General features: G+C 46.2%; 21 protein-coding genes and 1 pseudogene. 14 read left to right on the forward strand and 8 right to left on the reverse strand.

What is annotated here, in order from left to right; genetic code table 11:
* Positions 1 to 4 precede the first annotated feature (4 nt).
* A complete protein-coding gene (gene lpdA, locus ACH19P_RS04405; RefSeq protein ID WP_347391613.1) occupies positions 5 to 1,417 on the forward strand; it encodes a dihydrolipoyl dehydrogenase in 1,413 nt (470 codons plus the stop codon).
* Positions 1,418 to 1,513: 96 nt separating this feature from the next.
* Here the strand turns inward: lpdA and ACH19P_RS04410 are convergent, their stop codons facing one another.
* The 6 genes from ACH19P_RS04410 to ACH19P_RS04435 form a co-directional block, all read right to left on the reverse strand.
* Entirely contained in the window at positions 1,514 to 1,843 is a 330-nt protein-coding gene (locus ACH19P_RS04410; protein WP_462157285.1) for a hypothetical protein, read from the reverse strand.
* 202 nt (positions 1,844 to 2,045) lie between these two features.
* Positions 2,046 to 3,005, reverse strand: coding sequence for a DUF2608 domain-containing protein (locus tag ACH19P_RS04415; protein ID WP_462157286.1), 960 nt, complete (start codon positions 3,003 to 3,005; stop codon positions 2,046 to 2,048).
* Positions 3,002 to 5,005: a GMC family oxidoreductase gene (locus ACH19P_RS04420; protein WP_462157287.1), complete on the reverse strand. Its 2,004-nt coding sequence runs from the start codon at positions 5,003 to 5,005 to the stop codon at positions 3,002 to 3,004. Before ACH19P_RS04420 ends, ACH19P_RS04415 begins: the two co-directional genes overlap by 4 nt.
* Entirely contained in the window at positions 5,002 to 5,502 is a 501-nt protein-coding gene (locus tag ACH19P_RS04425) for a hypothetical protein (RefSeq protein ID WP_462157288.1), read from the reverse strand. Before ACH19P_RS04425 ends, ACH19P_RS04420 begins: the two co-directional genes overlap by 4 nt.
* Complete coding sequence (locus ACH19P_RS04430) at positions 5,495 to 6,799, reverse strand: hypothetical protein (protein ID WP_462157289.1); 1,305 nt, start codon at positions 6,797 to 6,799, stop codon at positions 5,495 to 5,497. The genes ACH19P_RS04425 and ACH19P_RS04430 overlap by 8 nt, the downstream gene beginning before the upstream one ends.
* A 119-nt stretch (positions 6,800 to 6,918) precedes the next feature.
* Positions 6,919 to 7,464 carry a GNAT family N-acetyltransferase gene (locus ACH19P_RS04435; protein ID WP_462157290.1) on the reverse strand — a complete coding sequence of 182 codons (546 nt, stop codon included), beginning with the start codon at positions 7,462 to 7,464 and terminating at the stop codon, positions 6,919 to 6,921.
* Between the two features lie 68 nt (positions 7,465 to 7,532).
* Between ACH19P_RS04435 and ACH19P_RS04440 the strand changes: the two genes are divergently transcribed.
* Positions 7,533 to 8,204, forward strand: coding sequence for a tRNA-uridine aminocarboxypropyltransferase (locus ACH19P_RS04440; protein WP_462157291.1), 672 nt, complete (start codon positions 7,533 to 7,535; stop codon positions 8,202 to 8,204).
* A gap of 86 nt (positions 8,205 to 8,290) precedes the next feature.
* Complete coding sequence (locus ACH19P_RS04445; RefSeq protein WP_462157292.1) at positions 8,291 to 10,387, forward strand: TonB-dependent receptor; 2,097 nt, start codon at positions 8,291 to 8,293, stop codon at positions 10,385 to 10,387.
* Between the two features lie 81 nt (positions 10,388 to 10,468).
* On the opposite strand, the gene suhB is transcribed toward ACH19P_RS04445, so the two are convergent.
* Positions 10,469 to 11,272: an inositol-1-monophosphatase gene (gene suhB / locus ACH19P_RS04450; protein WP_462157293.1), complete on the reverse strand. Its 804-nt coding sequence runs from the start codon at positions 11,270 to 11,272 to the stop codon at positions 10,469 to 10,471.
* Between the two features lie 258 nt (positions 11,273 to 11,530).
* Between suhB and trmJ the strand changes: the two genes are divergently transcribed.
* The 11 genes and pseudogenes from trmJ (at position 11,531) to ACH19P_RS04505 (ending at position 20,378) form a co-directional block, all read left to right on the forward strand.
* Positions 11,531 to 12,262, forward strand: a complete 732-nt coding sequence (gene trmJ / locus ACH19P_RS04455; protein ID WP_462157295.1) for a tRNA (cytosine(32)/uridine(32)-2'-O)-methyltransferase TrmJ — start codon at positions 11,531 to 11,533, stop codon at positions 12,260 to 12,262.
* A 164-nt stretch (positions 12,263 to 12,426) separates the two neighbouring features.
* On the forward strand, positions 12,427 to 12,918 hold the full coding sequence (gene iscR / locus ACH19P_RS04460; protein WP_347391602.1) for a Fe-S cluster assembly transcriptional regulator IscR: 492 nt from the start codon (positions 12,427 to 12,429) through the stop codon (positions 12,916 to 12,918).
* A 34-nt stretch (positions 12,919 to 12,952) separates the two neighbouring features.
* Positions 12,953 to 14,170 carry an IscS subfamily cysteine desulfurase gene (locus ACH19P_RS04465; protein WP_347391601.1) on the forward strand — a complete coding sequence of 406 codons (1,218 nt, stop codon included), beginning with the start codon at positions 12,953 to 12,955 and terminating at the stop codon, positions 14,168 to 14,170.
* Between the two features lie 34 nt (positions 14,171 to 14,204).
* Positions 14,205 to 14,588 carry a Fe-S cluster assembly scaffold IscU gene (gene iscU / locus ACH19P_RS04470; RefSeq protein ID WP_462157296.1) on the forward strand — a complete coding sequence of 128 codons (384 nt, stop codon included), beginning with the start codon at positions 14,205 to 14,207 and terminating at the stop codon, positions 14,586 to 14,588.
* Positions 14,589 to 14,600: 12 nt separating this feature from the next.
* Positions 14,601 to 14,924: an iron-sulfur cluster assembly protein IscA gene (gene iscA / locus ACH19P_RS04475; RefSeq protein WP_462157297.1), complete on the forward strand. Its 324-nt coding sequence runs from the start codon at positions 14,601 to 14,603 to the stop codon at positions 14,922 to 14,924.
* 91 nt (positions 14,925 to 15,015) lie between these two features.
* Positions 15,016 to 15,543 (forward strand): co-chaperone HscB, encoded by a 528-nt coding sequence (gene hscB / locus ACH19P_RS04480; RefSeq protein ID WP_462157298.1) that lies wholly within the window; start codon positions 15,016 to 15,018, stop codon positions 15,541 to 15,543.
* A 32-nt stretch (positions 15,544 to 15,575) separates the two neighbouring features.
* Positions 15,576 to 17,439, forward strand: a pseudogene (gene hscA / locus ACH19P_RS04485) (Fe-S protein assembly chaperone HscA).
* Between the two features lie 3 nt (positions 17,440 to 17,442).
* Positions 17,443 to 17,781: an ISC system 2Fe-2S type ferredoxin gene (gene fdx, locus ACH19P_RS04490; protein WP_347391596.1), complete on the forward strand. Its 339-nt coding sequence runs from the start codon at positions 17,443 to 17,445 to the stop codon at positions 17,779 to 17,781.
* A 156-nt stretch (positions 17,782 to 17,937) separates the two neighbouring features.
* Positions 17,938 to 18,840, forward strand: a complete 903-nt coding sequence (locus ACH19P_RS04495; RefSeq protein WP_462157299.1) for a sugar phosphate nucleotidyltransferase — start codon at positions 17,938 to 17,940, stop codon at positions 18,838 to 18,840.
* 4 nt (positions 18,841 to 18,844) lie between these two features.
* Positions 18,845 to 19,918 carry a phosphotransferase enzyme family protein gene (locus tag ACH19P_RS04500; RefSeq protein ID WP_462157300.1) on the forward strand — a complete coding sequence of 358 codons (1,074 nt, stop codon included), beginning with the start codon at positions 18,845 to 18,847 and terminating at the stop codon, positions 19,916 to 19,918.
* Between the two features lie 223 nt (positions 19,919 to 20,141).
* Complete coding sequence (locus ACH19P_RS04505; RefSeq protein WP_462157301.1) at positions 20,142 to 20,378, forward strand: hypothetical protein; 237 nt, start codon at positions 20,142 to 20,144, stop codon at positions 20,376 to 20,378.
* Between the two features lie 22 nt (positions 20,379 to 20,400).
* On the opposite strand, the gene ACH19P_RS04510 is transcribed toward ACH19P_RS04505, so the two are convergent.
* On the reverse strand, positions 20,401 to 20,652 hold the full coding sequence (locus tag ACH19P_RS04510; protein WP_462157302.1) for a YfhL family 4Fe-4S dicluster ferredoxin: 252 nt from the start codon (positions 20,650 to 20,652) through the stop codon (positions 20,401 to 20,403).
* Positions 20,653 to 20,731 lie beyond the last annotated feature (79 nt).

Genomic DNA, 20,731 nt, shown 5'->3' on the forward strand with positions numbered 1-20,731 from the left:
TAGCATGAGCAACGAAATCAAAACACAAGTCGTTGTACTAGGCGGTGGTCCTGGTGGTTATTCTGCAGCTTTCCGCGCTGCAGACTTAGGTTTAGAAGTCACTCTAGTTGAGTCACGCAACACGCTAGGTGGTGTGTGCTTGAACGTTGGTTGTATCCCTTCTAAAGCACTACTTCACGTTGCTAAAGTTATTGATGACGCAAGCGAAATGGCGTCTCACGGTGTATCTTTCGGCAAGCCTGAAATCGACCTAGACAAAATCCGTGATTGGAAAGAGTCTGTAATCGGTCAATTGACTGGTGGTCTAGACGGCATGGCGAAGATGCGTAAAGTGAAAGTAGTGAATGGCTACGGTAAATTCACTGGCAGCAACACCATCGACGTTGATGGCACAACGATTACGTTTGACAATGCTATTATCGCTGCGGGTTCTCAGCCTGTTAATCTACCTTTCATCCCAGAAGATGATCGTGTAATCGATTCAACGGGTGCGCTTGAGCTTAAAGATGTTCCTGAGAAGCTACTTGTATTAGGTGGTGGTATCATCGGTCTTGAGATGGGTACTGTTTACCGTGCTCTAGGTTCACAAATCGACGTTGTTGAATTTGCTGACCAGCTAGTACCAGCGGCTGATAAAGACGTTATCAAGATTTACCAACGCTACGTAAAAGACAAGTTCAACGTAATGCTTTCTACTAAAGTAGTTGCTGTTGACGCTAAAGATGACGGTCTATACGTAACATTCGAAGGTAAGAACGCGCCAGCTGAACCAGTCCGTTATGACAAAGTGCTTGTTGCTGTAGGCCGTACTCCTAACGGTAAGCTTCTTGACGCTGACAAAGCGGGCGTAAATGTTGACGAGCGTGGCTTCATCAACACTGACAAGCAAATGAAGACAAACGTAGACCACATCTTCGCAATCGGTGACATCGTAGGTCAGCCTATGCTTGCGCACAAAGCGGTTCACGAAGGTCACGTTGCTGCAGAGGTTATCTCTGGTCAGAAGCACTTCTTCGATCCTAAGTGTATTCCTTCAATCGCGTACACAGATCCTGAAATTGCGTGGGTTGGTGTTACTGAGAAAGAAGCGAAAGAGCAAGGCTTGAAGATTGAAACTGCGGTATTCCCGTGGGCGGCATCAGGTCGTGCAATCGCTTCAGCGCGCACTGAAGGTCAAACTAAGCTTATCTTTGATAAAGACACGGGTCGTATCATCGGTGGTGCTATGGTTGGTATCAACGCAGGTGAAATGCTGGGCGAAATTGGCCTAGCAGTTGAGATGGGTGCAGACGGTGAAGACATCGCGCTAACTATCCACGCTCACCCAACGCTGAATGAATCAATCGGCCTTGCTGCAGAAATCTTTGAAGGTTCAATCACTGACCTACCAAACAAAAAGGCAGTAAAGAAGAAGTAATTACTTTTTCACACTGAATAAAAAACCCGGTTTTCATGCCGGGTTTTTTTATGTGTGCTGGTGAAGCACTTTATGAGACTCTTTTCTTGCCCATTGCTAACCAATATGACGGTTTGAAGGCCAATAGCCTTGTTGGCAAAGGTACATGAGTTGTTGGCACGCTTTAACGAAGTCCGAACCATTTCTCTCAGACAGCATAGCATCACTCAATTGCTCCTCAGACAGCTTAGGTTTTACTTCTTGTAATGCTTCAAAGGTACTTAATACTCGCTCGGATAAACCTTGGCGTTCGTGCTCTGTGTTCTCAACCCACACTGGCATGTATTCATAACAAATAACGCTATCGTCTAAATAGTGCATAGGTTGGCTAGCATTGCACTGTAAAAGTGTGCTGCTTAGCGACATAAAGCAATCGGTTCTGTTCATGGCTTCTCTTCCCTCATTAAGCCGGTGTTAATTTAAGTGGTTAGTTCAAAATATAGCCTAATTTTAAGGGGAGTTTATTACAGGGTATTACAAGTTGAGGCTGTTGCTGCGAGCATAGTCACAAAAGAAGTGGAGAAAAAATAATGAAAATAAAGAGATGCGAATTCTGTCGCATCTCTTTATGGCATAAAAAGTTACAAATTTAATTTTTTGCTGAACAGGGATGAGTATAACTGGGGTGCAAAAAGTTACTTTTCATACCAGATACAATATTGCACCAGCGTTCAGTGGCCTTATTTTGGTATTGTTGCGCCATTTCACCTTGTGTAAATGCCTGTTTATGGTCTGCTAGTGCGGTATAGTGAAAAGCAACCAGCTGATATTCGTGCTGGGCTGCAAAGGCTTTGTGAACACTTTCTACATTCTTAAGGGTGTCATCGATAAACAGTACGTGATTTAAGCGTGCATCAGCGGGTTTATCTTGGTTGTACTGCTGCAAGAAGCATAAAAGATTGTTGCCTTTGTCCTGACCTGCCAAATACATCACCCCCGAGCGATAAGAAATACTGCGAGTGGAACCGCTATCACATGACATATAAGGACTGGCTAAGCTACTCAACCCTGCAAATTTAGGTGCGTTGGTATCAATGTGATTGAGTAAGTTAGATGTAGATGCAATGTGTAGTTCTGTGAATTGGTCTTCTGTTGCCGAAATAGTCTGATTACCGCGCGCCGTTTCAACCATAAGGTGAACACCCATTTGCGCTAACGCAGTGAGGACTGTGGGGACATCATCTTTGGTATACACCATAGTATTGAGTGCAAACAGTAAGTCAGACGCTTCAATCAAATCGGCGCTGTTATCAGCAATACGCATGGGTGCGTGTGCTTTAACTAGTTCACTTTGCCATGAATACCACGCTGCACCGCCGAGATACTGGCAGTTATCTGAATCTTTCGCGTCGGGGCAAGCAATCATAGTGAGTGTGTCGTCATTGTCCATTACCACCAATGTATTATTCGGCTTCCCCCATGCGATGACTTGTTCACTGAGGCTCCGAAATGAATCAGTAGTGTGCAGTGCTTGAGTTTCGCGTGCATGTGCGCCAAGCGAGGCGCACCCCATTAAGCAAGTGAGTGCGAGAACGGCTGTTTTTATCACGAGCTTGCTCCTTGCGCATCTTCGAGCATATAGCCCGCAGCTTGAAATGCCAAAGCGGCTATAGTCAGTGTTGGGTTTCCGGTTCCTATCGTTGGAAATACTCCACTACCCACCATGTATAGATTGCTGTGATCCCATGACTGTTGGCGATGATTGAGCACCGATGTTTTGGGATCTGAACCCATTCGGTAGGTACCCACAATATGCCCTGCACCATAAAACTTAAAGTTGTGTAAGGTGCCGGCAGTGTCTCGGTACTGAAAGTTATTCGATGTTGCATCTGGGGTATTGCTCAGATTGGGTTCACCGGGATCTTGGGTGTATTCGGTAGCGCCCATCTTATTAAAAATTTCCGTGGTTACTTTTTTAGCCGAGACAAAGGCTTCGCGCTCATAATTCGAGGCTAATCGATAGGTCACTTTAGGGCGCGGTAAACCCAAGTTATCTTTGAGGGTATCCGATAACTCAACGCGGTTATCAGGATCCGGAAGCTGCTCAATTAAATAGCCCAAGCGTAGTTGACGGGTGTACACCTGATTAAGGGTTTGCACCAGTTGTTCGCCAAATAATTTGGCGTTCGCAGGCAGCTTGGTATTAAAGCGCAATGGCTGCCCCTGCTCGTTGACTGAATCACCATTAAGTTGTGAATTATTTTGTCCAAACACAAAATCGGCGAGAGTCGTACCTGGATCATTTGCGGCCCATTGCCATCCTTCATTACCTATTTCAATGCGGTATGCGGAACGTTGATGGCGAAATTCACCATCACGTAAAGACTCGACACCACCTGTTGAAAGAGGGCCACGGTAAGGGTAAACGGGCTCTTTTGCTAATCCCCAGCCAAGATACATAATGTGGTCCATCAGGTTGCGACCCACTTGATCACTACTGTTGGCAACGCCTGTTTCAAATCCTGGGTTCTTGTTCGACATGAGCAGGAGTTTTGGTGTCTCAATGGCATGAGCGGCAAGTAGGAATTGCTTCGCGGTGACGGAGCCTTTGCCTGTGGCAATGCCATTAGCCGTGGTGTAACTCAGATAATCTACCGCACTCACCTGTTGCGTATTAGGATCGAGTTGAATATTGCACGCGACATGTTGATACCAGATATCTACATTGCCAGTTTGTTGCGCTCTGGCAAGCGTTACGGTGGCATCGTACTTAGCTTGGATAGGGCAAATGGGGATACAGTTGGTATTGCCCGCACACTGACGGCGCTCACCAGGACGAGAATTGCGTCCCTGTGGTGTGGGTGTGACATACACTGGGTTACCCTCATAACTCCAACCAGTCACTGCGCTTTGGTAGGCAACATCTTGCATCGCAGGTGTAATCCCCGGCATGGGGTAGTCGTAATTCGCGCCGTATTGGCCTGTAGGGTCAACATTAAACTGGCTGTAAAGTTTGTCGATTTGGACTTTGTCGCCAGCGACGTTAATTTCATTGACGGCCATTTCATAGAACGGCACAAGGTCTTGATAAAATTGCTCGCCGTTAGGCCAATCGACCCCTTGTTTATAAAGGGTGTGTAATGCGAAATCTTGTGGAAACAATCTCAGGCAGGTGCCTAGCCAGTGCCATGTTGTGCCACCACCTATGCGTTCATATGAACTGGCAAATGCAAATTTGGCATTGAGGCTTGTACCTGTCACGCCTGGGTCTTGGTCTGGGTAATCGAAATAGCACTGCGTTGGTTTTCGCCATGAACCCACTTGTAATACGGTATAACGGGGGGTGTTTTCTTTAGCTGGGTCGGGCAAACCAAGAGGGTTGTCTGCACTACTTGGCACAGCTGCTTGCGTGGCTGGCGGATAAGGGCTTTCAGGGGTTTTCGCAGCAGCCTTGTAAAAGGTATTCATATAATTGGAGCGGTCAGCGGGAATGGCAGGGCCACCTTCTAGAATAAGTACTTTTTTACCCACCTTACCGAGTTCATAGGCAACGATGCCTCCAGCGATGCCAGCGCCCACTATTACCACGTCATAATCTGTGTTATTCATGATTGTGCTCCCTCATCATCATTAGTGTTTCCTGTGTAATCACTCAGTGGTGCTGGGGCTTGTGCCCAATAACCATAACGCAGGTCAGAATCTCCCATTGGGTGTGCTTGCATTACTTGCCATACCAATGCTTTGCTGTATGAAGTCGCAGAAATAATGTCAAAATCAGTGCGGCTGTTATTTGCCGCGACAGTCGGCCAAGCGCCCATATACCAAAGGTAAATAAGGGCCCGACATGCAAAAATGAAATCAGAACCACGCGCATCATCAAGTAGGTATTCACCGATTTGCGTTGGTGTTTTTCCTTGACTACTGAGAACTTCGTAGGCGCTGAGAATATCGCTGCTTAAGCCCCCATGTAGCGCATCGATTTTTTCTTGCCACACCTTCAAGTAGAGGGTTTTCATATCGTCTACATCCAGTGATGGGGCGATGATGCTTTTGTTGAAGCCTGTCAGTAGCGCACTGAGTTCGACAAAATTAGTAAGATCACTCATTGTTGCCTCCTTGGGCTTGGGCACGTTGCAGCAAATAGGTGAAATCAGATGGCTCACCGTTGGTCATCGTGGCGTTGTTGTGGCAATTGATGCAGCTGGAGGAAGTTTGTTTCACTTTGCCTTGGATGTATGTCTCTAATGTCGTGTTAGCGAGGAACTTAGGAGCGGGTGCGCCTGTGGGATCGGTAGTGCTGTCTGCATCAGTCGGCCATTGCGTGCTCACAAGTTCGTAATTAACCCACACAGAATCACTTTGCGCTTGTTGCAGCATGGCATGATATTTGGCATTGAGCGCTGTAGTTGCTTCATCAATAGCAATAACGCGTTCAATTTGAGAGGGTGGGGTGTTTTTATTGCTTGGATTCCAAGGGCGCGGCGGCGGTGTATTGACCGCGGTGCAATTCTCGCAATTGGCATTGTAGTAATTGTAGTGCGACTTACTTGCTGGCTGGCCTTGTGTGGGCACGTTGTCGATGTGCTCAAAGGTAGACCAAACCCATTGCGGTGTACCTTGCATCTTTGTGCCAATGTGAAACCCGACCAAACCGACGGCCTGCTCAGAGCAATGCGCTTTGACGCCTGCATTCTCATCGGGATTGTCATAGACATAGGCTTTGGTGGTGTAGAAGGTACTTGTATCGTCGCCATCCCCCATCACTTTCCACGCCGCTTTGATCATGATGGCGCCATCTTTTCCTGTGGCGCTTTGTGGGAAGTCAGCTTCTTGAGCGAATTGGGTTTGCCCTTCTTGGCTATACAAAGCGTTATTAATGATGTAATCGAACATCACTTGATTGGTGAGAATTTCAAAACGTGTATACAAACCGTTTTGGTCAATCAAGGGACCGGTTTGAAACGGTTCACCACTTTCATCAAGCACATTGGGTGTTTTACCAACTTGTGAGAGCAGTATAGCTCCGTTGGGCGCGTTACATACGCTGGGTGGCGGATTATGCTCTCCCCATGCGGGTGGTGTTTTTCCGTTAGGTAAAAAAATGTCGCGACTTTCTTTGTAATGTTGCCACACTACCATATCGCCTGATTCGCCAATGACTCTCGTTGTGTCGGCTTGCCCATCGGCAGTTGCGGGCCAGTTTAGAGCAATAAAGGATTGCCACGAAAAAACATCAAACGCATGTTGTAGGGCGTCTAAAGAGCCTCCATCTGGGTCGATGTCTACGGGGAGAACCGGGCTCAGTGAAGTGGCGCTTGCGACTTGAGGTTGCTTGGCATTCGTTAAATATGCCGCTGCTGCACAGGCACATAGGATTGCTGCACCAACGATGGAAGGTTTCATAGGGGCTCCTTGAAACTACTTTGTTAAATTTTGCAAAACAAATTATTTACAAACTTTTAACAGTGTAGTTCAAGGTAACCGAAAAAGAACATTACATCAGCTTACAATTGCTAACGTACTTAGCCTGCTACATTTTTTTCGTAATAAACAACATCCCAATCACCCATAGGGTCATGGTGGGTGTAACTTCTTACATACTGCATGCCGAGTTTCTTCATCACAGCAACAGAGCCTAAATTGGCTTCTTCAGCGATAGCGCAGAAGTGTGTCGCATTGGATTGTGCAGCCAGTGTATTGAGAATGTGTTGCGCCGCTTCCGTTGCATAGCCTTTGCCCCAAGTCATTTGTTTGAAACGCCAACCCAGTTCTAAATTATGCCAATGTGGTTGCTCTGAGAAAAACTGGTAGGGTCTGACCAAAATCCATCCAAGAAATTGTTGCGATGATTTTTCTGTTACTTGCCAAAGCCCCCATCCTTTTTCCGGGTTGAGGTATTTTGCAAGGCGCGGCAGAGCCACATTATCTATGTCTTCGCGAGTACTCGCTTTACCGCCATTGATGTGTTTCATCACGGCAGGGTCTTGATCTAGCTCGTAAAACAAATCACCGTCTTCAAGGGACATAAGGCGGTAGGTGAGACGCTCACTGTCGGTCATGGTTATCATATGAATTGCTCCTTATTTGCTCTACAATACGCGCCCCTGTCAAAGTGCAACACCAGAGAACTAGGCGAGTGACGAATTCAGTATTAAAACTGCGAGCCCAACAAATAGCAATGGCAAAACGTGAATATAAAGCGCGTGGAAGTAAACTTAGTCGTTGCGAGCAATGTTTGTTGGCAGAGTCTTTATGTATCTGTGATGGAGTTGAGCCAGCGCAATGCGACGCTGCGGTGTGTATGCTGATGTATCACAATGAGAGCTTTAAGCCCTCAAACACGGGTCGTTTAATTGCCGATATCGTACCTGATAACTACGCCTTTCGTTGGGATAGAACCGATCCAGATGAAGCATTATTAGCCTTGATTGCCAATCCACAATATCAACCGTTTGTAGTCTTCCCAAGCGAAGGAATTGAACCAGAGCGAGTGTGCACCTCGGTCGCACGCCAAGATAACAAAACACCTTTATTTATCTTTTTAGATGGCACGTGGCGGGAAGCTAAAAAAATGATTCGTAAGTCGCCGTATCTGGACGGCTTGCCCGTATTATCAATCAGTCCTGAACGTTTATCCGACTACCGTTTACGCGTTGCGCCACATGCCCATCAACTCGGAACCGCAGAAGTGGCCATCATGGTGTTGGCTTTAGCGGGCGAACACCAAGCGGCCCTCAAACTGGAAGAGCATTTTATTGCGTTTCGAAGTGCATACCTTAAAGGAAAGCGCTCTAAGCTGGATGCGTAACACTTTGCCTGCAGTTGTTCATTTAGTGACATGATTTTGCTAGACTCGGTGTCCTAATTAAATCCAGTAGGGACACCACCCCCAGCATGAATGCACGTTTATGTTTATTGGCAACGGCTGTTGCCCAAAGCCTGAGTTTTAGCGCCTTCGCAGATGACCGTGATATCGAACGTATTATTGTGACAGGTGATTTTAAAAGTGAGTCTATTCAGGAGCTTAGCGCTAGCGCAAGCCTTTTCTCTGAGATCGAAATCGCGTCTCGTGATGCCAAATATCTAGATGAACTGTTAAACCAAGCTGCCAATGTTAACTTTACTGCTGGCGCCTCACGTGGCCGTTTTGTACAGGTGCGTGGTATTGGCCTGCGTTCACAATTTGTGGACCCAATTAATCCATCTGTAGGTATGATCATTGATGGTATTAACTATTCAGGTCTTGGTGGTGCGGCGATGTTGTTCGACGTTGACCAAGTTGAAATCTATCGTGGCCCGCAAGGAACTCGCTTTGGCGCCGATGCACTAGCCGGTATGATTCACATGGAAAGTGCCGATCCAACGCTCGAACCAAGCATTAAAGTAAAACTCGGCATGGGTACCTACAACTCGTGGGATGCGGGTGTGGCCGCTGCAACTGGTTTTGGTGAAAAAAGCAGTGTTCGTGCGAGTTTCTACCAAAACAAGTCAGATGGTTATATGAAAAACGCCTACCTTGGCCGCGATGACACCCAAGGTATTGATGAGCAAGTAGCTCGTATAAAGCTGCACTCTCAGTTAACTGAGCATTGGCGTATTGAGTTGGTTGGCCATTTTATGGACATCGACAATGGCTATGATGCATTCACGCTCGATAACAGCCGCACCAGTGTCGCTGACCAGCCTGGTAAAGACGTGCAAGAAAGTAATGCATTCAATCTCAGTAATATCTACACCGGATTCGATTTCGCTGATGTGGAACTGAACCTTTCAGCATTAGATGCTGATTTACTTTACAGCTATGACGAAGATTGGGTGTGTAATGACCCAGCACAACCGGCATTATGTAAAGCGGGTTTGCATCCTTGGGGTTATAGCTCAACGGATAGTTATCAACGCGATAGAACAGACAATACAGCCGAATTGCGTTTTAACAGCAAAGGCGGCAACTGGGTAAGCGGTGTGTACTACCAATCTCGAGATGTTGACTTACTGCGCCAATATACGTGGAACGAAGGGGATTTCACTTCCAGCTACGAAAGTGAAAACATCGCTTTGTATGGCCAAATCGAAACGCCAATCAGTGATAAGACTCGCCTTGTGACGGGGTTGCGCGTTGAGCGCAACGAAGGCGATTACAGCGATATCTACGGCGTGAGTGAATCTATCGACGATACCATGGTTGGCGGTAAAGTCGCCCTTGAATACCAAGTGGTACCACGCACGATGATCTACACCAGTGTTAGCCGTGGTTATAAAGCAGGTGGTATCAATGCCGAAGCAATTGCCAAAGCAAACGATGAAGGCCTCAGCCAAGATGCGGAGTTCTTTTTGAATCATCGCACCTTTGATCCGGAATACCTGTGGAATGCAGAGTTTGGCGTGAAGGGTAAATCGGCTGACCAGCGTTTGAATCTGCGCATAACAGCCTTCTACATGTACCGCGACAACATTCAACTGAAAGCGTGGAAAACTGAAGGACAGCAATTTGCAGGTTACTTCGATAACGGCAGCAGCGGTGATAACTACGGTTTAGAAATTGAAGGAGAATACGCCTTATCTCCGCGTTTAACACTGAGCGGCAGCTTAGGTTGGCTAGAAAGTGAAATTGATGGCTTCGTGACCGCGGATGGTGTTGACCAAAGTGGCCGAGAACAAGCGCAAGCGCCGAATTATCAATACGCGATGAATGCGCGTTTTAATATCACCGATGCACTAGCAGTGAATGTAGGGATGGAAGGCAAAGATGAGTACTACTTCTCAAACAGCCACAACTCACAATCGCCGAGTGTTAACTTGTTAAACGCAAGCATCGCTTATCAAGCAGACTACTGGGGCTTGAACTTCTGGGTGCGTAATGCGCTGGATGAAGACACCTACAATCGTGGCTTCCAATTCGGTAATAACCCAGTAAATGAATACGCCACGCAGACTTACGTGCAATATGGTGAGCCGCGTGTAGCAGGTGTCAGCTTTAGTTATGAGCTGTAATTCTTAGCTCAAAGCAGGCACAAAAAACGCGAGTCACTTCATCTAGAAGGCTCGCGTTTTTTATTGCCGACCACTCAGTGATTATTTCAATAATGACTCAGTAAGTACCGGACGAATTTCTTTTACAAGTGCTTGTGCTAGCTTCGGTGAACCACACACGATGTTGCCACTTTTCTCAAAGTTTGCACCACCGGCAAAGTCCATCACCAAACCACCTGCTTCTTTAACAAGTAGTTGACCAGCAGCAGTGTCCCAAGGCTTCAAACCAATTTCGAAGAAACCATCAACACGACCAGCAGCTACATATGCCATGTCTAATGCCGCAGAACCTGCGCGACGGATGTCAGCTGTGTGTACGAACAGTGCTTTGAACGCTTCAAGGTATGCATCCATGTGGTGCTTTTGCTTGAATGGGAAGCCCGTCGCTAACACTGTGCCAGATAAGTCTTTGGCGTTGCTAACACGGATACGCTTGCTGTTTAGCTGAGCGCCTTGACCACGGCTTGCAGTGAATAGCTCACCACGGATTGGATCGTAAACCACAGCTTGTTCAATGCGGCCTTTCACTTTTAGCGCGATTGATACTGCGAAATGAGGGATGTCTTTGATGAAGTTAGTCGTGCCATCAAGAGGATCGATAACCCATTGGTAGTCTGCATCTGAACCGTTGTGTTGACCAAGCTCCTCGCCCACGATGCTGTGGTTAGGATACGCTTTTAAGATGGTTTCGCGAATTACGGCTTCCGCTTCTTTGTCTACGCTAGTAACAAAGTCGTTGCTGCCTTTTTGAGTGGCTTCAACTTTTGATAAATCTTCACAGGCGCGCAAAATCACCTTACCTGCGTTTCGCGCAGCGCGAATCGCAATGTTTAACATTGGATGCATAGCATTACCTTTGGGTTGTAAAAGAACAATATTTTGAGCGGGCGTATTCTAACGATTTTACCGCCAAAGTAAATAAAGTTTACAAAAATAATTGGTGTTTTTTTATACACCCTTTGTTGTTGCTTCATTTACTTGAAGAAATTTCACACCCCCTAACAATGTATATTGCGTAAAGGTTACACAACAAAGGAAGGCATGAGGGCGATGCTTATGCTAAAATACCGCCCAATTTAATTATTGATAGAGTAAACACTTTCCATGGCGTTAGAGAACATTCGCATCGTTCTGGTGAACACTTCCCATTCAGGTAATATTGGCTCAGCAGCTAGAGCCATGAAAACAATGGGTTTTAGTAACCTTTATTTGGTTGACCCTGCGTGTGAAATTGATAGTCACGCAAGTGCATTGGCTGCGGGTGCAACTGATGTCCTAGGTAAAGCGACGATCGTCTCAACTCTTGAAGAAGCACTTGAAGGTTGTAGTTTGGCCATTGGTACGAGTGCGCGCTCGCGCACGTTGAGCTGGCCAATGGTTGACCCGCGTGGCTGTGGTGAAAAACTGGTGAGTGAATCACTACAAGGTCCTGTTGCGCTGGTATTTGGTCGTGAAAACAGCGGCCTAACAAATGAAGAACTGCAACTGTGTAACTATCATGTATGCATTCCTGCAAACCCTGAATACAGTTCATTGAATCTTGCGATGGCCGTGCAAACGCTGTGCTACGAAACGCGTATGCAGTTCCTCGACCGTCAAGAGCAAACACCTGAAATTGATGAAACTGAGTATCCAACTAATGAGCAGATGGTGCGTTTTTATGAGCACCTTGAAAAGTCATTCAGTGACACAGGTTTCATTCTTAAACAACACCCCGGGCAAGTCATGACCAAGCTTAAACGCTTGTTTAACCGCGCCCGTCCAGAGCAGCAAGAGCTAAACATTTTACGTGGCATGCTGACTTCTGTTGATAAGCACACAAAAGCAGACAAATAGTCTTTTTCATCACCAGTGTGAATAGTGATAATACTTGACTAAATTAGTCGGGTAATTACAATGTCAGTTAATACCTGAGTATTTCACTCAAGTACTTCGAGTAAATACTTGACTCTATTACTCAGGTAATTAAAATTCACACTCTTGATGAGAATGGGGGCGCTATGAAGTTAACATCTAAAGGCAGATACGCGGTTACCGCGATGCTCGATGTTGCTCTACACACAGATGTTGGGCCTGTTCCCCTTGCCGATATTTCAGAGCGGCAAGAAATCTCGTTGTCTTATTTAGAACAGTTATTTGCCCGCTTGCGCAAGCAAGGTCTGGTGACCTCCGTACGCGGTCCTGGTGGCGGATACCTGCTTGGAAAACAAGCCAGTGACATATCAGTGGGTGATGTAATCAGCGCCGTAAATGAGTCGGTTGATGCGACACGTTGCCACGGTGCCAATGGCGGATGTCAAAGTGGCATGCGTTGTTTAACACACACATTGTGGTCTGAGTTAAGTCAACGAATCGAAGAATTTTTACACGGTATCACCTTAGCTGAGTTGGTTAATAAATCCGACATTAAAGAAGTGGCTATTCGCCAAGACAAAAGCCTAAGTGATGCCCTGAGCCAGTTAGAAAACATAGAAGTTAGCTGTCAATTGTAAGCAACGTCGATGTTGCCGTGAAGCGGAGAGAGTAATGAAGTTACCAATTTATTTAGATTATGCAGCAACAACACCAGTGGATCCGCGTGTTGCCGAAGAAATGATGCAGTGCCTGACAATGGATGGCAACTTTGGTAACCCAGCATCACGTTCACACCGTTTCGGTTGGCAAGCAGAAGAATCGATTGACCAAGCGCGTCATGACATCGCTGATCTTATCAATGCTGACCCTCGTGAAATCGTATTCACTTCGGGCGCTACAGAATCTAACAACCTTGCAATTAAAGGTGCGGCAAACTTCTACAAGAAGAAAGGTCAGCACGTTATTACTGTACGTACTGAGCACAAAGCGGTTATCGACACCTGTCGTGAACTTGAGCGCCAAGGTTTTGAAGTAACCTATATGGACGTTGAAGAAAACGGCCTACTTGATCTGAAAAAGCTTGAAGCTGCAATGCGCGATGACACCGTATTAGTGAGCGTAATGCACGTAAACAACGAGCTAGGTGTGATTCAAGATATCGCGACGATTGGTGAAATGTGTCGCGAGCGTAAAATCATGTTCCACGTAGATGCGGCGCAAAGTGCAGGTAAAGTAAAAATCGACTTACAAGAGTTGAAAGTTGATTTCATGTCTTTCTCTGGTCACAAAGTCTACGGTCCTAAAGGTATCGGTGCGCTTTACGTACGTCGTAAGCCACGTGCTCGCCTAGAAGCGCAAATGCACGGTGGTGGTCATGAGCGTGGTATGCGTTCAGGTACATTGGCGACGCACCAAATCGTAGGTATGGGCGCGGCATTCCGTGTTGCTAAACAAGATTTCGATAAAGATCACGCACACATCAGTGCGCTTCGTGAGCGTCTAATTAATGGCATCATGAAGGACATGGATGAAGTGTATTTCAACGGTGCACCAGAGCACTCAGTGCCAGGCATCGTCAACATCAGCTTCAACTTTGTTGAAGGTGAGTCGTTGTTAATGGCGGTGAAAGACATCGCAGTTTCTTCTGGTTCGGCATGTACATCAGCAAGCCTTGAGCCTTCATACGTATTACGCGCCCTGGGCCGTAACGATGAGCTAGCGCATAGTTCAATTCGTTTCAGCATCGGTCGCTTCACAACGGAAGAAGAAATCGATTACACCGTAAAACTAATTAAAGACTCAATTGGCCGACTACGCGAAATGTCTCCTCTTTGGGAGATGCATCAAGAAGGCATCGATTTAGAGTCGGTTGAGTGGGCACATCATTAAGCCTTGGTAGTAACCAAGCAGCGAGGTAAAGGTTATGGCATACAGCGATAAAGTAATTGATCACGTAGAGAACCCACGCAACGTTGGTTCTTTAGACAAGAACGATCCAAACGTAGCGACAGGCATGGTGGGTGCACCAGCGTGTGGTGACGTAATGAAGTTACAAATTAAGGTTTCAGAAGAGGGCGTAATTGAAGACGCAAAGTTCAAAACCTATGGTTGTGGTAGCGCGATTGCTTCTTCATCACTGGTAACTGAGTGGGTGAAGGGTAAGACATTGGACGAAGCAGCGACCATCAAAAACACTGATATCAGTGCTGAGCTAGAGTTACCGCCAGTGAAAATTCACTGCTCAATCCTAGCGGAAGATGCGATTCAAGCAGCAATCAAAGATTACAAGAGCAAACACGCAAAATAAGGCAGTAGTAGTATGGCAATCACATTAACAGATGCAGCAGCAGAGCGCGTAAAAGCGTTTTTAGACAACCGCGGTAAAGGGTTGGGTTTACGTGTGGGAATTAAAACCACAGGCTGTTCTGGTCTTGCCTACGTCCTTGAGTTTGTCGATGAGCTTAGCGAAGGTGATGAAACCTTCGAGCACAAGGGTGTAAAGGTTATCGTTGATGCAAAAAGCTTAGTATACATTGATGGTACTGAGCTGGACTTCACCAAAGAAGGCCTCAACGAAGGGTTTAAGTTTAACAACCCGAACCAAAACGGCGAGTGTGGTTGCGGCGAGAGTTTTACTGTTTAACAAGCACTTATCGAGCGAGCCTTGCGCTAAATTAGGTTTCGTATTTGCTTAAGCCCTACCTAGGTAGGGCTTTTCGTTATAAAGGTTTTCTATGCGTTATTTTGAATTGTTCTCAATCCCAGTGGATTATGACATCGACCTGCAAAAGGTCAGTGCCCATTATCTTGACCTGCAACGCGCAGCGCATCCTGATCGCCACAGCGGCGGCAGTGAGCGCGAAAAGCTGTTGGCAGTGCAAAAAACAGCTGAGATAAATGACGCGTTACAAACCTTGAAGCACCCAGTAAAACGTGCCGAATACATGCTTGCAGAGCTGGGCGTGGAAATTCGTGGTGAGCAACAGACGCTGCAAGATCCGATGTTTTTGATGCAGCAAATGGAGCTGCGTGAAGAACTGGAAGATGTTAAATCCAGCAGCGATCCAGATGCCGCCATTGCCAATCTCGAACAGCATATTAAAGAATTGAACAGCGAATACAGTGACGAACTTCGCATGTTACTGGCCAGTCACGACGAAAATGATTGGCAAAAAGCGGCGGATCACGTGCGCAAACTCAAGTTTGTCTATAAATTAAAAGATGAACTAGAACGCGTTGAAGACGAATTATTTGATGACTGAACAGCATTGAGCATAAAGGTTTCATAACACACATGGCATTACTGCAAATCGCTGAGCCGGGGCAAAGCACGGCACCTCATGAACATAAACTCGCAGTGGGTATCGACCTAGGTACCACCAACTCTCTGGTTGCAACCGTTCAAAGCGGTGAAGCACGCACCCTTACTGATGTACTTGGCAACGCTATGCTGCCATCAGTTGTCCGTTACCTCGAAGAAGGCCATGTGGTTGGTCAAGAGGCGGCTGCAAAAGCAGCTGAAGATCCACACAATACCCTCGTTTCGGTGAAGCGCTTCCTTGGTAAAACGCAAGCTGAGATTGAAGCGAGCTACGGCCAACTACCTTATGATTTCACTGACACAGACGGCAGCTTGCACATTCGCACGCGCCAAGGTGATATCAGCCCTGTGCAAGCATCAAGTGATATTCTCAAAGCACTGCGTGAGCGCGCAGAGCAAAGCTTTGGCGGCGATGACATCACAGGTGCTGTAATCACAGTGCCTGCGTATTTCGATGATGCCCAGCGTCACAGCACAAAAGATGCAGCGCAGTTAGCTGGAATCAAAGTATTACGCCTTTTGAACGAGCCAACAGCGGCAGCCGTGGCGTATGGCCTAGATTCAGGTCAAGAAGGTGTGATTGCTGTTTATGATTTAGGTGGCGGTACATTTGATATCTCTATTTTGCGCTTAAATAAAGGCGTGTTTGAAGTACTGTCTACAGGCGGTGACTCAGCCCTCGGTGGGGATGACTTTGATGCCTTGCTTGTTGAGTATTTTAAGCAACAAACCGCAGTACAAACCTTATCAGCGAATACCTTGCGTTTGTTCATGAACAAAGCAAGAGCCTGTAAGGAAGCGCTAAGTAGCTACGCAAAAGTGAATGTAGGTCTAGAGTTCGATGGTCAATCACACATGGTTGAAGTCACCCGTGAGCTATTTGATGAATTGTCGGCGCCACTTGTTAAGAAGACGCTGCGCAGTTGTCGTCGTGCTATTAAAGATGCGGGCATTAGCACAGAAGAAGTGCTGCAAGTGGTGATGGTTGGTGGTTCTACTCGTATGCCTATCGTGCGTGAGCAAGTGGGTGAGTTTTTTGCAAAAGAACCACTAACAAGCATCGAATCCGAATCGCGTTGTAGCCATTGGTGCAGCCATTCAAGCGGATATTCTGGTGGGCAATAAACCAGAAGCAGACATGTTGCTCTTAGACGTATTGCCATTGTCACTTGGTTTAGAAACCATGGGTGGTTTGGTTGAGAAAATCATTCCGCGTAACACCACCATTCCAGTCGCGCGCGCGCAAGAGTTCACGACCTTTAAAGACGGGCAAACAGCAATGTCGTTGCACGTGCTTCAAGGTGAGCGTGAGCTAGTTGATGATTGTCGTTCACTGGCTAAATTTAGCCTCAAAGGCATTCCGCCAATGGCAGCGGGCGCTGCACATATTCGCGTGACTTTTAATGTGGATGCAGATGGCCTTTTAAGCGTGACGGCGATGGAAAAGTCAACGGGCGTGCAAGCTGAGATTCAAGTGAAGCCTTCGTTTGGTTTATCGGATGACCAAGTGGCCGATATGCTTAGAGCTTCTATGACTAACGCCAAAGAAGATATGCAAGCGCGTATGCTTAAAGAGCAACAAGTAGAAGCGCTACGTGTGAATGAAGCGCTTGAAGCTTCGCTGGCAACTGACAGTGATTTACTTGATGAGCAAGAATTGGCGACTTTGCGTGAAGCCATGGCCGATCTGAAACAAATCAGTAAAGCCACGAGCGAGCCGCAAGAGATTAAGAACGCAATTGAAAAAGTGGATGCGGCAAGTAGCGAATTCGCAGCACGCCGTATGGATGCATCTATTAAAAAGGTCTTAACTGGCCAATCTGTTGATGAGGTTTAAGTAATGCCACAAATCATCTTTTTACCCCATGAAGAATTATGCCCTGAAGGCGCTGCTATTGAAGCGAAATCAGGTGAGACTGTGCTTGATGTTGCGCTAAAAAATGGCATCAGTATTCCTCATGCTTGTGAGAAATCATGTGCGTGTACCACCTGTCATATCGTTGTTCGCGAAGGTTTTGATTCTCTTGAGGAGAGTGATGAACTTGAAGACGATATGCTAGACAAAGCATGGGGCCTTGAAGCTGAATCGCGTCTAGGTTGCCAAGCAAAAATTGCTGACGAAGATTTGGTTGTAGAAATCCCTAAATACAACCTAAACATCGTCAACGAAGAGCACTAAGCACTTCGCGCCATCACAAAAAAACCGCGGCCAAATGTGCCGCGGTTTTTTATGTTTGATGATGTGTATATGCCAAAGTGCTATAGCCAAGGTTGTCATTGGACATTACCTTAAGGCTAGGTAAACTTGCTGTTTTAAATGTGATGGAAGAGGGCTATGCAGCCGCAGATTAGCTTAGTTATATTGGCAGGTGGCCTGGGCTCTCGATTTGGGGGCGCCAAACAAATTGCTCGTTTACCAGGTATCGAAAGCACAATCATGGAATTGAGTATCGCTGATGCTTATGATGCAGGGGTTCGACACCTTATTATCATTATCAATGCAGCTGTGTGTGATGCTATTAAGCGAGAAATTCTGCCCAATTTACCCGCTGATCTAGACGTCGATTTGGTGGAGCAGCGTATTAGCGATGTTCCTGATGAGTTTACTTCGCTCGCGCAGCAGCGTACCAAACCATGGGGCACCGGACATGCTTTGTTGTGCGCAAAATCAGCGATCCGTGACAAAGCGATTGTGATCACAGCGGATGATTATTACGGTGACATTGCCTTTGAACAAATCATCACGCATTTTCGCCGTTGCGAGAACTGGGGGTGTGTCGCGTACCCCTTACTTAATACCTTGTCAGAACAAGGCGGCGTAAACAGAGGGATTTGCACTCTTAACGAAGCGCAGCAGTTAATAAGCGTGGACGAAGTACTCAATATTCATTTTGAGGATAAGACCCTTGTCGGAACCAACGCACAGCAAACTAAAATTGAATTAGATAACAATGCCCTCGCTTCTATGACTTTTTGGGGAATTGATTTACGTCTGTTTACTTTATTGGAACAAAACTTCCATGAGTTTCTGTCAATTCATGACAACGGTGTCAAAAAAGAGTATTATCTTCCCGATCAAATTCAGTACAGTATTGATACATTAGGCGTCGCTGTTGACGTTTACCCAGCACAACAACCTTGGTTGGGTATGACCTATAAAGATGAACTTCCCGTGTTGGCTCAAAAAATTTCCGCACTTAAGGGATTGACCGGCGTACAACACGTCATCGAAGAATAATTACATGAATACAGAAAGTTATGCGCAGGCAATAGCGCAAAATTACGGCTTCGACCCAGATAGCGTTAGTGTCAAACCTATTGGTAACGGCCACATAAACACCACCTTGTTGCTTAAACACAGCCAAGGTGCCGTTGTGGTGCAAAAACTTAATACTCAGGTCTTTCCAGAGCCAGACAAGCTTGTTGCCAATGCCCGTAAAATTGAACAACACCTCAAAGAGAAGCGCATCGCGGGCACCTACGCATTAGAAATAATTGAGCATCTCCCAAGCGTAAATAAGCATTACAGCGTCAACATTAATGGTGATACGTGGCGCGCGCTCGCGTTTATTGGCGAAAGCCGAAGCGAAGAGGTGGTGCAAAATGCAGAGCAAGCAAAAACGGCGGCCAATGCATTTGGACAGTTCGCTGCTGCATTGCAAGATTTTGATGCGAACTCTCTGTACCCAGTTATCAGGAACTTTCACAACCTAGCCATGCGTATGGATATGCTTGAGCAAGTTGTGGCCGCGGACAAAGTCGGCCGAGTCAGCGAAGTGCAAGAGCAGTTGGCGTTTTGCCGTCAGCAAATGCATTTAGTTGAACAGTTGGCGGCTGTGGAAGGGGAGATTCCGTTGCGCCCATGCCACAACGACACCAAAATCAATAACATGCTCTTTAGCACCCGTGACAATAGCGCCAAAGCGGTGATTGATTTAGATACCTGTATGCCTGGCTTGTGGCTATTCGACTTTGGCGACATGGTTCGTACTTTTTGTTCTCCAGAGGCGGAAGACAGTACCAACCTAGATAAAGTTGTAGTGCGTGAAGATATCTTCGCTGCACTGGTTGAAGGTTACATTGAACCACTAAACGAGCACATTACCGCACAAGAAAAGGCGAGCTTTTGGCTTGGCGCACAAGTGATGCCATTTATGATAGGTGTGCGTTTCTTAACTGATTATCTCGATGGTGATAATTACTTTGGGATTAAACACCCTCGTCATAATCTTGATAGAGCCAACAATCAATTTGCCCTATATCGCAGTGTTGTGGCACAGCAAGACTCACTTAAGGCACTTATTTGTAACGCATAACCACTTAGCCCAATTACTCTGTTGGGCTTTTTTATATCCTTCTTTACTAAAACCTGTCCGGCCATGGACACATCAGTGTCCGAATACGGACAGTTTTCGATTGCGTGAAATTCCAAATTAATCATCAACCTTTTGTTTTTAAATGATTTTAAATTTTGGCACGCAGCTTGATATACACATAGCGTAGTTTCAATACACTTAAATTAATATCAAGGATATAGACATGAAAACACGTTACATCACATTATTTGCAAGCGTACTAATGATGAGCACAGCGAGCCAAGCAGCAACGTTGACACAGGAAATTGAAACAGCAGTCAAACAAGCTGCGCAAGAAGCGCTTGTGCAGTTGATGGAGTCACAAAAGAAAACACTGAAAGAGACCGCCATGAATTGGGTCTTTGATGGTAAAGCTCAGCCACAGCCTGCGCCTGAGCAACCTACTAAAAAAGCGAAGTAATATGCAGTGTTATTTAGCTGAGTTAGCTCGATTGTGTAAGTGACACGTATTTATCAGCGAGCTCAGCTAAGCTTTCTTTGTACTGCGGATCAGGCTTAATGCAGTCGATAGGGCACACACTCACACACGTTGGATTATCATAATGCCCCACACATTCTGTACATTTTGACGGTTCAATCTGATAAATCTCTTCACCCATGTAAATCGCGCCATTAGGGCACTCAGGCTCACACATATCACAGTTGATGCATTTGTCGTTGATTAATAAAGCCATTTCTTTTTTACACTTTGTTTATTTTAAATCAAGCGAATAACCCGCCAAAAAACAGGGTTAATTTTACATGATTTAAAGG

This window comes from Pseudoalteromonas sp. GB56, assembly GCF_054923835.1.

Coding starts and splice junctions, on each gene's coding strand:
- ACH19P_RS04420 (WP_462157287.1), bottom strand. CDS start 5,005: ATGAATAACACAGATTATGACGTGGTAATAGTGGGCGCTGGCATCGCT.
- ACH19P_RS04500 (WP_462157300.1), top strand. CDS start 18,845: ATGAATACAGAAAGTTATGCGCAGGCAATAGCGCAAAATTACGGCTTC.
- ACH19P_RS04410 (WP_462157285.1), bottom strand. CDS start 1,843: ATGAACAGAACCGATTGCTTTATGTCGCTAAGCAGCACACTTTTACAG.
- iscR (WP_347391602.1), top strand. CDS start 12,427: ATGAAGTTAACATCTAAAGGCAGATACGCGGTTACCGCGATGCTCGAT.
- iscA (WP_462157297.1), top strand. CDS start 14,601: ATGGCAATCACATTAACAGATGCAGCAGCAGAGCGCGTAAAAGCGTTT.
- ACH19P_RS04505 (WP_462157301.1), top strand. CDS start 20,142: ATGAAAACACGTTACATCACATTATTTGCAAGCGTACTAATGATGAGC.
- ACH19P_RS04435 (WP_462157290.1), bottom strand. CDS start 7,464: ATGATAACCATGACCGACAGTGAGCGTCTCACCTACCGCCTTATGTCC.
- iscU (WP_462157296.1), top strand. CDS start 14,205: ATGGCATACAGCGATAAAGTAATTGATCACGTAGAGAACCCACGCAAC.
- suhB (WP_462157293.1), bottom strand. CDS start 11,272: ATGCATCCAATGTTAAACATTGCGATTCGCGCTGCGCGAAACGCAGGT.
- trmJ (WP_462157295.1), top strand. CDS start 11,531: ATGGCGTTAGAGAACATTCGCATCGTTCTGGTGAACACTTCCCATTCA.
- ACH19P_RS04445 (WP_462157292.1), top strand. CDS start 8,291: ATGAATGCACGTTTATGTTTATTGGCAACGGCTGTTGCCCAAAGCCTG.
- ACH19P_RS04510 (WP_462157302.1), bottom strand. CDS start 20,652: ATGGCTTTATTAATCAACGACAAATGCATCAACTGTGATATGTGTGAG.
- fdx (WP_347391596.1), top strand. CDS start 17,443: ATGCCACAAATCATCTTTTTACCCCATGAAGAATTATGCCCTGAAGGC.
- ACH19P_RS04425 (WP_462157288.1), bottom strand. CDS start 5,502: ATGAGTGATCTTACTAATTTTGTCGAACTCAGTGCGCTACTGACAGGC.
- hscB (WP_462157298.1), top strand. CDS start 15,016: ATGCGTTATTTTGAATTGTTCTCAATCCCAGTGGATTATGACATCGAC.
- ACH19P_RS04430 (WP_462157289.1), bottom strand. CDS start 6,799: ATGAAACCTTCCATCGTTGGTGCAGCAATCCTATGTGCCTGTGCAGCA.
- ACH19P_RS04495 (WP_462157299.1), top strand. CDS start 17,938: ATGCAGCCGCAGATTAGCTTAGTTATATTGGCAGGTGGCCTGGGCTCT.
- ACH19P_RS04465 (WP_347391601.1), top strand. CDS start 12,953: ATGAAGTTACCAATTTATTTAGATTATGCAGCAACAACACCAGTGGAT.
- lpdA (WP_347391613.1), top strand. CDS start 5: ATGAGCAACGAAATCAAAACACAAGTCGTTGTACTAGGCGGTGGTCCT.